The 12,922-nt window shown below is 34.2% G+C and carries 11 protein-coding genes; 4 read left to right on the top strand and 7 right to left on the bottom strand.

All coding sequences use genetic code 11. The features are described 5' to 3' along the window. The first annotated feature begins 99 nt into the window (after window positions 1-99). The gene (locus A9G32_RS12290; RefSeq protein WP_065590583.1) at window positions 100-1,770 is read left to right on the top strand and encodes a molecular chaperone HscC; all 1,671 of its coding nucleotides are present in this window, start codon (window positions 100-102) and stop codon (window positions 1,768-1,770) included. A gap of 81 nt (window positions 1,771-1,851) precedes the next feature. Here A9G32_RS12290 and A9G32_RS12285 read toward each other — a convergent pair whose 3' ends face one another. After that, complete coding sequence (locus A9G32_RS12285) at window positions 1,852-4,575, bottom strand: hypothetical protein (protein ID WP_065590582.1); 2,724 nt, start codon at window positions 4,573-4,575, stop codon at window positions 1,852-1,854. Beyond that, window positions 4,572-5,270 (bottom strand): DUF1266 domain-containing protein, encoded by a 699-nt coding sequence (locus A9G32_RS12280; RefSeq protein WP_065590581.1) that lies wholly within the window; start codon window positions 5,268-5,270, stop codon window positions 4,572-4,574. Before A9G32_RS12280 ends, A9G32_RS12285 begins: the two co-directional genes overlap by 4 nt. 240 nt (window positions 5,271-5,510) lie before the next feature. On the opposite strand from A9G32_RS12280, the gene dolP reads away from it, so the two are divergent. Further along, window positions 5,511-6,089, top strand: a complete 579-nt coding sequence (gene dolP, locus A9G32_RS12275) for a division/outer membrane stress-associated lipid-binding lipoprotein (RefSeq protein ID WP_141672755.1) — start codon at window positions 5,511-5,513, stop codon at window positions 6,087-6,089. Between the two features lie 44 nt (window positions 6,090-6,133). On the opposite strand, the gene csdE is transcribed toward dolP, so the two are convergent. From csdE to ubiU, 4 genes are all read right to left on the bottom strand, one after another. Beyond that, window positions 6,134-6,529 (bottom strand): cysteine desulfurase sulfur acceptor subunit CsdE, encoded by a 396-nt coding sequence (gene csdE, locus A9G32_RS12270; RefSeq protein WP_065590580.1) that lies wholly within the window; start codon window positions 6,527-6,529, stop codon window positions 6,134-6,136. A gap of 68 nt (window positions 6,530-6,597) precedes the next feature. Next, on the bottom strand, window positions 6,598-7,821 hold the full coding sequence (csdA, locus tag A9G32_RS12265; RefSeq protein WP_255306816.1) for a cysteine desulfurase CsdA: 1,224 nt from the start codon (window positions 7,819-7,821) through the stop codon (window positions 6,598-6,600). After that, complete coding sequence (locus tag A9G32_RS12260; RefSeq protein ID WP_065590578.1) at window positions 7,778-8,656, bottom strand: U32 family peptidase; 879 nt, start codon at window positions 8,654-8,656, stop codon at window positions 7,778-7,780. The genes csdA and A9G32_RS12260 overlap by 44 nt, the downstream gene beginning before the upstream one ends. Before the next feature lie 85 nt (window positions 8,657-8,741). Continuing rightward, the gene (gene ubiU / locus A9G32_RS12255) at window positions 8,742-9,737 is read right to left on the bottom strand and encodes a ubiquinone anaerobic biosynthesis protein UbiU (protein WP_065590577.1); all 996 of its coding nucleotides are present in this window, start codon (window positions 9,735-9,737) and stop codon (window positions 8,742-8,744) included. 419 nt (window positions 9,738-10,156) lie between these two features. Here ubiU and A9G32_RS13140 point away from each other — a divergent pair, with 419 nt between their 5' ends. Next, a complete protein-coding gene (locus A9G32_RS13140; protein WP_176701357.1) occupies window positions 10,157-10,321 on the top strand; it encodes a hypothetical protein in 165 nt (54 codons plus the stop codon). 139 nt (window positions 10,322-10,460) lie between these two features. Here A9G32_RS13140 and A9G32_RS12250 read toward each other — a convergent pair whose 3' ends face one another. Then, the gene (locus tag A9G32_RS12250; RefSeq protein ID WP_065590576.1) at window positions 10,461-11,456 is read right to left on the bottom strand and encodes a DUF695 domain-containing protein; all 996 of its coding nucleotides are present in this window, start codon (window positions 11,454-11,456) and stop codon (window positions 10,461-10,463) included. A 790-nt stretch (window positions 11,457-12,246) separates the two neighbouring features. Here A9G32_RS12250 and A9G32_RS12245 point away from each other — a divergent pair. Then, window positions 12,247-12,555, top strand: coding sequence for a hypothetical protein (locus tag A9G32_RS12245; RefSeq protein WP_065590575.1), 309 nt, complete (start codon window positions 12,247-12,249; stop codon window positions 12,553-12,555). The last annotated feature ends 367 nt before the right edge of the window (window positions 12,556-12,922 follow it).

Raw genomic sequence — 12,922 nt, 5'->3', positions numbered from 1 at the left:
AAACCTATTTTACTAATCTTTAGTATCATTTTTGCAATTCTGGTGATCGCTAGTATATAATCTAAACAATAGGAAATTATTATATTATTTAGAGAGTTTATGCATTATCCAATCGGTATTGATTTAGGCACTACAAACAGTTTAATTTGTGTTTGGCAAGATGGTAAAACTGTCCTCATTCCTAACTCAATTGGTGAAGTTGTTACACCATCTGTAGTTAGTGTTGATGAAGACGATTCTATTTTAGTCGGACATGCGGCATTGTCTCGTTTAACCACTCATCCAAATCGCAGTGCAGCAGCATTTAAACGCTTTTTAGGTTCAAATAAAGTTTTCGAATTAGGTGACAAAAAATTTACGCCAACTGAACTTTCAGCCATAATTTTAAAATCATTGAAAGCAGATGCAGAGGCTTTTTTAAACCAAGAAGTTCGTGATGTTGTCATTTCTGTTCCTGCTTATTTTAATGATGAACAACGCAAGCAAACTCGCTTTGCTGCCGAGTTAGCTGGATTAAATGCTGTACGCTTAATCAATGAACCAACAGCAGCCGCTATGGCATACGGATTACATGAAGATCAATCGGGTAATACTTTAGTATTTGATTTAGGTGGTGGTACGTTTGATGTAACAGTGCTTGAATATTCAATGCCCATTATTGAAGTGCATGCTTCTGCTGGTGATAACTATTTAGGTGGTGAAGATTTTACTCAAGAGCTTGTTAAAGTTTGCTTAAGTGAATGGAATCTTAAACAACAAGATATTCCGACCGATGATTATGCTCGCTTATTAGATTTAGCCGAACAACTAAAATGTAAATTAAACGGTGAACAATCACACACCTTAACTTGGGTTTGGCAAGATAAGCAGTGGCAATTTTCCTTAAACGAAAGCCGAGCTAAAACACTATGGTTACCATTACTTAATCGCTTACGAGCACCAATTGAACAGGCATTAAGTGATGCCCGATTAAAACCTAATCAACTTGAACATATTGTATTAGTGGGTGGTTCATCACAATTGGGAGTGGTACGAGAGCTGGTAACCAAATTATTTGGTAAATTACCCTATCGCCACATAAATCCGACAACGATCGTTGCACAAGGTGCCGCAGTTCAAGCAGCTTGTCGATTGCGAAATGCCGATGTTGAAGAAGTCATTCTTACTGATGTGTGCCCTTATACACTAGGGATTGAAAGTTGTTCAAATAATGTCAGTGGATTATTTTCACCCATTATTGAACGTAATACCATTGTACCAACTTCGAAAGTAAAAACATTTTACACAACGCACCCTCAGCAAAAAGCGATATGTATTTCGGTTTATCAAGGTGAAAATCCACGCGTTGAAAATAATGTTTTAATTGATGAGTTTGAAGTGCCTTTAACACCAATGGAAAGAACACAAGGAATTGATGTCCGCTTTAGTTATGATCTAAATGGCTTATTAGAAGTTGATGTGGTTTTGCTTGAAACTGGTAAGCAACATGGCAAAGTAATTGATCATAGTCCAATTGGATTAACAGACAAACAAAAACAAGACAGTCATGATCGCTTGAAAGCACTTAAAATTCACCCTCGCGACGAAATGCCGAATCGTACTTTATTAGCAAGGCTAGAACGTGCATGGGCACAATCATTGGGTGATGAACGACTATTAATTGGATCATATATCGAAGTTTTTATGGAAGTACTAAATAGACAAAATTCTGAAGAAATTAACGAAATTCGTTGTGAAATTGAGTTAAACTTAAAAGATCTTAATCGATAAAAGATCTAATTTTTAAAAATATCCTCTCCCCTTCCTTTAGCCAAGTATAGCCTAGATAAAAAAGGGGAGCTTACTTGTCGTTTACTTTTCTTTTTCCTTGGTAATTTCTTCTACTGGTGGTCCAAAACGATTGGTTTGTTTAATTCCTGGAAGCCTAAATGGCCAAAAAGTCCAAGGAATAACCAATATTGATATTAAAGAGTAGTAAAAGTAGTAAAAGAATAAAGGTTGTCCTTTATAACTGTCATTTAGGCGTCTCTTTATAGCAAAAATCGTGTTAGCTGCAATAATAAAACAACCAATCTTAGAAAAGATTGGACTATTTAGCTCAAAATAATTGCTAAGTATGGACATTAATCCTAAAAGTACAAAATTACAAAGTAATTGTGTAATTAAACCTTTTAGATTTGTTCGTCCATTCCAACGCCAAAACTGCCACCATTTATTTTTAGGTAATGCCTGTGAATTCAGTTTTTTTTGATTTTCGGCATTTTTTGCTATAAGTGATGCTGCACAAAGCCGTAAGACTAAATCATTGTCGCTGGTATTTTTGAACTCGTCTAGCATTGTAAGGTCGTCTTCATCACATATACCGTAAGAGTTAGATAAACGTTTAGCAATGGTCACTATTTCATCAACTAGTTCGGTGTAATTGTATTTTATTTTATCATCAGATGATAATGACTCCCAATTTTTTTGTAGAACTGTTGATACTTTTATTAACTCTTTATTATCGCCAGTAATATCTTGTAACATTGTATTTAATTTTGTTTTTTGATCGGGCTTATTAAATACTATGGTGTATAAAATCATCAAGTAGAGAGGGTTTTGTTTCGCTAATTTAGTTTGCCATACTTGTTCAAGTTTTTGCTCAATTTCTTTAAAATCAATGCTATCAGGTGTATCATCAATATACGATTCAATTGAATTTGGATAATTTATTAAAATGCAATCAATTAACTTACTGTCATTGTTAATCAGATTATATAACTCTGTTTCATTTTGCCAGTTTCCTTGTTTAAAAATATTAATAAGAGGGGATAGCAAATTATCATCCGGTAGTTGAAATGTATTATTTTCAGTTTGAAGATATTTGGCCGTTGCAAAGGGTTGACTGGCAATTGATATAACTAATAAACAATTACGATACCATTGCCAATAGGCATTTTTATTACTTGAACAGATAGAAGCATCTGGAGGAGCTGGTAATTTGTAAGGTATTCGTATTGTAAGAAAAGCTACCCAATCATACATTTCCATATATGAATACTCTAAATTATTATAAAGGTGAAACATGGCAACATAAGGCAAATAATCAAGCCTATCTAGCCACAAACGACAATACAAACAATGATTATCTTCAGAATTAGGATCAAATTTAGCTGGAATAGGCGCATTTTCATCACTATCATATAGCCAAGCTTTAAACTCTTGTACGGGCGGTAGCTCTGATAACCATGTTAGGTTTTGTCGTGCTTGCCTTTGTAAATTTTGCAAAATAAATTGTTCAAATGGATCATCGCTGCGTTCATCAAGGATTTCTTGCAATAATCTTTCATTACCGTGGCGAAGCATGATGGCATGGCGATATAAGCGATACAATCGATTGGTACCGTCATCAAGTAACAGCATGGATAAAACTTGTCTATAATTCCAATTTACATTTAACGCCCAATCAATAAAATTGGCTATTTCAGGGGAATAATCACTAGCCTCAAGTTCCGCCAATCGTGAAACAGTTGTTGCTGTTAGCTGAGGTATTGCATTTAAATAATTTTCAGTGTTATCTATATCAATACAGTAAGAATTATTAAGGGCCATGATTAATAATGGGAAATAATCTTTATTATAATATTCACACCAACCAGCTATCCAGCTGGCTGCTTTATCTTGATAATGACCAGAACTATAAAGATCTAGCCAAGATTGTAAGGACTCTTGCTTATTATCAAGTAGCGTATATTGAATAGCGGCAATATATTTCCATTCGATAATGATATTTTCATCTTGATCATTTTGGGAAATACATTTTAAAGCGTAATCCAAAATAGCTTGATTTTTTATATTAGCTATACAATGCCAATAGGAAAATTTAAGCATCAAATTTTTATCATCAGGAAGATAAATGACCGTATCTTGTGATAAGAATGCATAAATATCCTCAGATCTACGCTCCCAAAATAACCACCTAGTATAGTACATATAATCGATAGTTACATTTTGCAGTGTTTTACTTGTTGTCGGTAAATAGGTGTAATTGAACAAATCACCACGATCAATATGATTTAAATAATTATCATACTTTTCAAAATCATCGGTAAATTGAATCATTAGCAGTTGCCGCCAACGTAAACTATCGGCTAATAGTTTGACACATGACTCTGATATATTTTTTGATTCATAACTTATTTCTAACAATCGCCATTTTACAGAATCAATAACTGCCATTGAGTAGTCATAAAATGAACCAATAAATTTTTGCCACTCGTTAACATTAAAACAGCGTCGAGGATCATCTAATAATGTTTGATAAGCCTCACAAATTTCATTGGCTTTAAGCTGTTTTTCTGTTAAAGATACTGATACTTCTTGTTGTTGTTCTGATTCAGACTTAGGTTCATCGGCCATTGTTTCGGGCGATTGTGCATATTTTATTGCTGACTCATAGGCTTCGCGTAATGCTTTAAAACCATCGGGATCAGTTTCAGGATGATATGAAGGTAATTGTGCTCGATATGCTTGACGAATAGCCGCTTGATCGGTTGTTTTTTCAATGCCTAACAGTTGCCAAATATTTTCATTCATGACCAATCATACTCCATTAGTGACTCAGGTTTTTCTAGTTCTTCAATATCTATATACCAAGATAAACGATTATGTGGGGCATCTTTATCTTCATGTAAATTTGCCATGGTATGAGCGCGTGATGCTCGAGTCAATTCGCAACGTAATGTTTCTAAGTCTTCTTTGCTATTGAGTGATATCCAATATTGATAGCCAACAAACCAGCCTGAAAAGTAATGGTGCCAGTTTCTATAATAATATTGACAACGGAGTCCTATTCGAGAAAAAACCCATAAGGCCTCTTGTTCGGTGATATATTTATTAGTGATACCATTTCGTAAGATATATCCCATTCGAGCATAATCCCAACTACGGATACCTGCAGTACCGCACACAGGAAAGGTTTGTTTGACAAAATCAAGCAAAACTTTTTGATAGTCATCTTGTTCTTGATAATGGTCACACCAATCAAATTCGGAAAGTCGAGAATACATCAAATAATATTTAGACAATGCTGAAGCGTGCCCATCATCAACCATGTCGAACACACAGTTAAGTAAAGTTTCACGGGAATCAATCCCCCAACTCTCTTTCATATCAACAAAATCTCGATCTGGATAAAAAAATGGCGAAGTATAACTTGCTCCATTTTCTATGTTTATTACAACCATTGGTGCAGATAAACCATATAGCCAATCGACACAATCTTGATTCATATTTGTATTCCAATCATCTAATTTATTTTATTTATTATCAAAAGATAGCAGATTTTACACTAAAATAACAATTGAAATTCAAACAGAAATCTATGGTGTGGTTAAGTTTAATAAAATATAAATACTGCTATAAGCTAGCATAAATCATAAAATTATTTGCAAATCAATATCTACAAGGCATAATACAAACAATTTATTGAAATTTGATTATTACAGAGTAATAAATCATAAGGAGTTATAGTGAAAAAAGTTAGCTTAATAGTAATGTTAATTTCTTGCGCATTAACATTACAAGGCTGCGTTGCTGCCTTTATAGGAATTGGTGCAGGGGCTACGGCAAAAGTTGCAACCGATCCTCGTACTGCGGGTACTCAAGTTGATGATACAACACTTAGTTCACGCATGAGCATGAAAATAAAAAATAATGGACCATTTTTTATTGGTTCTCGTATTGTTACTAGTGCTTATGGTGGTAATATTCTGTTAACTGGACAAGCAAATAATGAACAAGTTGAAAAAGCTGAAAGTCTTGCTTACCAAGTTGAAGGGGTAAAAAAAGTCTATAATCAGATTCGTATTGGAGAGCCTGTTGGTGCAGGGACTATTACCAATGATACTTGGATAACGACTCAAGTTAAATCTCAGTTAGTTTTAGATGCCAAAACAAAAGCTCGCAAGATTAAAGTAGTAACTGAAAATAGCGAAGTTTTCTTAATTGGTATTGTTACATCAGAAGAAGGTAAAGCAGCAGCCGAAATTGCAAGTAAAGTCCGTGGTGTAAAAAAAGTTATCACACTATATACGTATACTGAAGATTAAATAGTGACTATACAAAAGACAGGGGGGGCGATTAGCCCCCTTTTTTATACAACTGATTTAATACGCTCAATTAATTTAGTAACCCCTTGCAAACGAGATTGGCTTAACTCATCAGAAATTTTCAGTTGGCTTAATAAGGATTGAAAATCGAGCGTTGCAATTTCTTGCGCTGTTTTATTATTAGCAACAATAATTAAGATTGCCAATAATCCTTTCACTATTCGACCTTCACTATCACCACTAAAAACATAGGTATCATCTGTCTGTTTTTGATAAGTCAACCAAACTCGGTTTTCGCAGCCATTGACTTGATTTTGCGCTGTCTTTTGCTCTTCAGGAAAATCAGGCAATTGCTTTGCTAACATCACTAACTGTCGATAACGATCTTGCCAATTATGTTGCTTTGCGAATAATTCGGCTAAGCTTTGCTGTGATAGCATAATATTGACCTATTTACGGTTAAATGTTTGTAAAAAAGTTTCAGGAAACTATACGTTTCAGTATAAAATCACACTAATATTTCAATTACATTTTGCAATACTGAAATAAATTTATCCACATCTTGCTGATTATTATATGGCATCAATGAAACACGAACCGCTCCGTGGCATCCTAATTTATTCATCAAAGGCTGGGCACAAAGCTCACCAGTACGGATGGCAATATTTTGTTCACTTAACAAAATAGCAATATCATTATGATGAATATTATTGATATTAAAAGTGATTATCGGGCTATCATCCACACTATAAAATTGAATATCGGCAAATTGGTTTAGTTGTGATTTTGCATAATAAGCTAGCTGTTTTGTGTAGTTTTCAGCTTGCTTATTATCCCAACTTTTTAACCACTCAAGTACGGAATTAAAACCAACAATACCTGCAATATTAGGCGTACCAGCTTCAAATTTATAAGGAAGATCTTCTTGAATAAAATCATCAAACGAAGCGCTTTTTAGCATTTTACCGCCACCATGCCAAACCGACATTAGCTCAAGTAATGCCTTTTTACCATATAAAACGCCAAGCCCCGTTGGACCATACAATTTATGGGTAGAAAAGGCATAAAAATCGATATCTAACTGGTTAACATTAATTGCATGATGAACAACACCTTGCGCACCATCCACCACTAAAACCGCATCATATTGATGAACAATGTTGCTTATTGTAGCTAAATCAGGGCAAAATCCAGTGACGTTTGACATTTGAGTCACTGCAACAATCTTGGTCTTAGCTGACATTAACGACGATAACTCATTAACATCCGACGACCACTTAACGACTTTAGCCCCCGTTTGCTTAGCCACAATCAACCAAGGTAACAAATTACTATGATGCTCTAATTCACTCACAATAATTTCATCGTTGGGTTGTAACAACGATCGAGCATAGCTTTGCGCAATTAAGTTAATTGACTCGGTTGCACCTCGTGTCCAGATAATTTCAGCACTACTATTAGCGTGAACCAAATCGGCAACATTTTGTCTTGCCTTATCAATTTTTGCAGTTACTTGCAAAGCATCTTGGTATAAACTACGTTTTGCAGTAGCAGTATTCTGGGCATAATACGCAAGTGTCGCATCAATCATTGCTAGCGGTTTAAGTGCTGTTGCTGCCGAATCAAGATATACGCTTTCACTATTAAGTGCAGGAAAACTTGCCCGAAACTGTTCAGGCAGAAAATGCTTATTGGGTAAGTTCAAGTCCGGCAATCCCATTCCAGTAACCATTACAATCTCGGTTATGTTCAATTTGCAGTGGATTTAATCCATCTTCGTTAGCTTTAAACTGCTTAATAATATCAAGTGTTTCAATACCAAGTGGTGAAATTCTAACGATATCAACCAATCCTTTCATCTCTTTTAGATTATTTCCCAAATTGTAACAATAACCGCTTTGAGTCTGAATGCCGTTTAACACAAATACTTTCTGTTGTTCTTGTGAAAACACCTCACGTCCAACAGGATACTTAATACAACAAGTTTCGCATTTATCTTTAGGCTTATCTTCCGATCTTGCGGTAAAACAGCGAGCTGAATAAGCTAAAGGTAAATAACCATAACTAAACAATTCAACTTCAAAATTTCGTGCAATATTTAAACTCTCAAACTGTTTAAGCACATTACTCAACCAATCACGAGAAAGCTCAACCGGCATACACCAGCGAACCATACCTTGTTTTTGTAATAATTTTAGAGTTAAAGCGTTATAACAGTTAATAGCCGGACCTGCAACAAAGGGTAATTTATGCTCATGCGCAACATTAATGGCAGCTAAATCGTTTGCTTCGACTAAAAACTCCCCATTATTAACCAATTGCCGTAAGTCATTTAATTCTGATGGTGCTTCAAGTAAAGCTAATGTAGAAAGCACTACCTGTTTACCGGATTTAGCGATCTCTTTTGCTAATTCAATCCAGTTTGGTACTTTCATTTCACGGCGCTTGGTACAAACCGTTTCGCCCATATAAATAATATCCGCTTGACTCTCTTTAGCGGCGTAATAAAACGCTTCTGTTTCAGTTTTAGGCCAATAATAAAGCACTGGTCCTAATGCGTATTTCATGGTTTTGCTCACTATATTTATGTTAGATCTTTCTCAATGATTTACGTTGATACTGTTAGCACATTACCTATTGCTAACTCACACCTTATTGCCATTTACGGTGATAAGCGCCTAATGTTGTTTGTGTGCCTTCTGACACCGAACCAAGCGTATCGATCCAGCGTTGTTCGGCTTGGAATGATTGCGGATTGGCTTTATAGCGATCGATGGCTTGTCGCCACACTTTAGTGACTTGCTCAACATAAGCAGGGCTACGCTGACGGCCTTCTATTTTGACTGATGCAATATTTGCGGCAAACAGTTCAGGCAATAGCTCAATGGTATTTAAACTTGTTGGCTCCTCGATAGGATGATAAAGCTCCTGACCAACAAAATAGCGTCCTTTACATAGCGTTGGATAGCCTGCATTTTCGCCTTTTTTATGGCAATCAATTAACACATTATTCAGCCTTGATTCCAGTCCTTTTTCGGTCTCTTCCCAACGAACAAATTTGGCAGGTGAACAAGCGCCAACGGTATTAGGGGATTCGCCAGTCAAATAAGATGACAAATAGCACCGACCTTCGGCCATAATACACAAGCTACCAAAAGCAAACACCTCGAGTGGAACGGGGGACACTTGTGATAACTGTTTAACTTGATGCATTGAAAGTACGCGTGGCAAAACAATGCGATGTACCTGAAAATTATTATAGTAAAACTTAATCGACTCCTCATTGGTCGACGACGCTTGTACAGAAACATGACGCTCAAGATTAGGGTATTTTTCAGCCGCATAATCAAGCATAGCAAGATCGGCAATAATTAAAGCATCAGCACCAATATTAGCCGCAGTATCAACCGCATATTGCCAACGCTGAAAATTTTCTGGATGGGCAAAAGTATTAATAGCAATATGCAATTTTTTGCCGTGTTTGTGTACATAATCTGAAGCTTCAATCAATCGCTTTTCATTAAAATTTAAACCAGCAAAATGACGGGCATTGGTATCGTCTTTCAAACCAATATAAACAGCATCAGCCCCATTATCAATAGCCACTTTTAATGATGGTAAAGATCCCGCTGGACAAAGAAGTTCCATAATTATTCCTAACTCAATTTTTATAGTTTATACGCTCTGTATTATGCAATAATTCCGAGTGTAATGCGAATAGAAAGCGGTGGTTATGTTTAAAAAATGGGTAGTATACTATAACCACTGCCGAAAATATGATATGGGTAATTTAACTTTTATAAATAGCGGAAAAAATACGGTGGAGTAGAAAGTTCAGATATCAAACGCTTAAAAGAACTTGAGACCGAAAATAACAAACTTAAACAGATAATTGCCGAATTGAATTTAAAATCACAGCTTCAGGAAGAAATCATAAAAGAATGTATGCCCATCAAGGAACAAAAACATGGGCAAAAGAACTACAAGCCACTAAATCAATCCAATTGTCATGAGCTCTTAATATTATCAACCTAAGTTATTGGATGATTGGATGATTGGATGATTGGATGATTAATTTAGTATTAAACGATATAGCTGAAAAACATTTACGCTGTGGTTTCCTAATGAAAGTAAGTTTTCCCGACCGATCGGTTAAAAAGTTATCTATTTCAGCAATACAGCAAGCTTCTAAAAAATGTGCTATGTCCTCTAAAACAGGGAAAATGCATTGAGTCCATTTATTACAGAATTTGGTAACCATATAAACCGTCACCTTTAACAGGTAAATACACAAAATTTAGAATAGTATCTCAACATCCCCTGCTACAATAGTTATTGTGCAAAAAAGTATCCATTAATCATAGATACTTTTTATGCTTGATAACACTCAACCCAGCGTAAGTACTGTAACCAAAAAGGATCGAACTCACATTCAATTTTAACTGATAATGTATTATATCGGTTTGTTATTTGTTTAACTAATTGGAGTACTGACTGTTTATTTCCTACATACCATAGCATATTTCTTACACCTTCACTAAAACTGTTTTGGCAATGAATTCCCCTCTCATCAGCACGTAAAGCAAGATTAATAGCATCTTCTAATTCATAAACAAGTGAAAGTGTCTCTTTACTATCAACATCAACTATAACATTAAGTGCATAACAATAATTTTCATGTCCTAACAAAGAATTAGCCGCTTCATTACGATGCACTAACATTTTAAGATCTGTTAATTCAAATACAATCCATTGATCTTCTTGAATATTAAATATACCGGTATGTTTTAAATCTTCTTTCCATAACCGATCAAAAATAGTTACAAATTGGTTAGCAGGAATTGTGGTAGCACTCTGATCTATCTTTAAAAACTCAACAGCTTCTACTCTAACAGCAAAATCATATTCACCTAATAGATGATCGAGATAGATTAATGCCATCGTTTCTGCCTGTTTTATCATCTCTTCAGGGACTGTCTTAGCAAACATAATACCGATAGATATTTTACGACGACTTTCTTTGTATTGAATTAATAAATCAGTTGCACCTAATGAAAAAGAACTCTCTTTAGATGTTATAACAAATGTATCTACATTATTAATGCGCTGACGAAATGCTTCTACTTCGAAAAACTGAAGATCAGGTGCCTGTCGGAAAATTTCTATTACATATTCGAAGCGTTCAATTTTTCCATCCGCAGTAAAAATAATTTTATGTTTCTTAGTATCCCCTACAGTAATTTCAGCAATGACATCTAACTGATTTTCATCTAATAGATTATTAATATTTTTCATTATATCTAAAATATCAAGTTCATTAAGAGATTGTTCAGAATTTTTTACTTGTTGCCAAAAATCTCGAATCATCGCACTTAAATAATCTTGTGTGCTTTGTTGCTCTTTTGGTGTGTTTTTAATATCAGGTGGTGATTTTTTTCAAAACTTTTTGAAAAACATATACATTACCCTCTTAACTCAATAAAAATCATACAAAAATAGCATTAATAATACACTATATTCATTTAAATTTTATAACTATTAATCATCTAATAAGATAATTAATTAAAATATTAATGATATAATATTAAGCAATATGATTATCAATATCAGACTAAAGTGTTAAATCAATAGCATTATCTTGTTGTAATTTAGTGCTAACTTCAAATTATTTTGAAAATGTTCTAAAAAGATTCAAGATATAGATTTGCCAGTGTTTAGAATTATAGTGCATCACATCCTATCTACTACTTATTCAAGTATTTTATTTAGTTTCTTATTTTTAGTTACTTAATAAGCTGATTTTTTAAATCAGTGAGAGCATTGCTGTTTGTTAAAGCTCTAACTATTTTTTTGAAGAAATTTTTTGGCGAGGATGAGTTATAGCAATTAAGCTTCTGGAGAATATTTTAACATATTGAAAGATTTTTATATTTGTCAGCTTATCCTCGCTTCGTTATCGGCGCATTCTAATGCAAATATTATGATAAAATAATTTTCCTTAAGTATTTCTTTTGTATAAATAATCAGTTTGATTGAGGAATTTATTTTGCTTACTTTTTGCACCATACTTATTTTTTTCACTTGCTAGCTTCTAATTTATTATTTTATTAAAATAAAATGATAACTTCATAATTCAATATACTATTCAAACTAAACAATGTTAAAAAAATACTTTTTATTATTCACTTTGTTATTTTGTATCCCAACCTGTTGGGCTGATGGTTTAACAAAACAGCAGGCGGAAAATCTTGAACTTGCAGGGGTTAAGCTTGGAATAACCGAACTGGAACTGGTTGAATTACTCAAAAACAAATATCACCTTTCTGAAAATGACATAAAAATTAGTGAAATGAAAATGCGATTACCGCCATCAAAAATAGGAAAAAAATCGATAGTCGAAGGCACAATCAAAAACTATGAAATAACTTTAAATGCCAACAATCAAGACGAAAAATTAACAATTTGACTTGAAAATGACTTAGAGCGTAACCCTACCAAATTAGTTGTGTTCAATGTTTATAAAAAAATGACATACACAGCAGAAATAGAGCAGAAAGTTTATAAAGAATTAACCCAAAAATATGGTAAAGAAGAATATAAAAACATAGTAGGGGATAAAATATGGAGCTATAAACCATACGCTTTACATCTATCCCGAGAAACTGACGGTAAGTTTTATGTCGCAATTTTAACCGAAAAATTGATCCTCGCCAAAATATTAGACAGTGCCCGCCTCTATCATTTTTTCGTTTTGGTAATATTGTTGTTCATATTGTTCAGGTGATACCCAGCCATTGGTTGAATGACGGCGTATCCGATTATAATAGATTTCA

The sequence above is a fragment of the Gilliamella sp. Gris3-2 genome, from assembly GCF_001690345.1.
Taxonomy (GTDB): Bacteria; Pseudomonadota; Gammaproteobacteria; order Enterobacterales; family Orbaceae; genus Gilliamella; species Gilliamella bombi.
This window is presented reverse-complemented; position numbering and strand designations above follow the sequence as displayed.

Excerpts from the sequence above, each read along its gene's own strand:
- csdE (WP_065590580.1), bottom strand. The coding sequence starts at position 6,529 with ATGCTATCACAGCAAAGCTTAGCCGAATTATTCGCAAAGCAACATAAT.
- csdA (WP_255306816.1), bottom strand. The coding sequence starts at position 7,821 with ATGGTTACTGGAATGGGATTGCCGGACTTGAACTTACCCAATAAGCAT.
- ubiU (WP_065590577.1), bottom strand. The coding sequence starts at position 9,737 with ATGGAACTTCTTTGTCCAGCGGGATCTTTACCATCATTAAAAGTGGCT.
- A9G32_RS12290 (WP_065590583.1), top strand. The coding sequence starts at position 100 with ATGCATTATCCAATCGGTATTGATTTAGGCACTACAAACAGTTTAATT.
- A9G32_RS13140 (WP_176701357.1), top strand. The coding sequence starts at position 10,157 with ATGATTAATTTAGTATTAAACGATATAGCTGAAAAACATTTACGCTGT.
- A9G32_RS12280 (WP_065590581.1), bottom strand. The coding sequence starts at position 5,270 with ATGAATCAAGATTGTGTCGATTGGCTATATGGTTTATCTGCACCAATG.
- A9G32_RS12250 (WP_065590576.1), bottom strand. The coding sequence starts at position 11,456 with ATGATTCGAGATTTTTGGCAACAAGTAAAAAATTCTGAACAATCTCTT.
- A9G32_RS12245 (WP_065590575.1), top strand. The coding sequence starts at position 12,247 with ATGTTAAAAAAATACTTTTTATTATTCACTTTGTTATTTTGTATCCCA.
- A9G32_RS12285 (WP_065590582.1), bottom strand. The coding sequence starts at position 4,575 with ATGAATGAAAATATTTGGCAACTGTTAGGCATTGAAAAAACAACCGAT.
- A9G32_RS12260 (WP_065590578.1), bottom strand. The coding sequence starts at position 8,656 with ATGAAATACGCATTAGGACCAGTGCTTTATTATTGGCCTAAAACTGAA.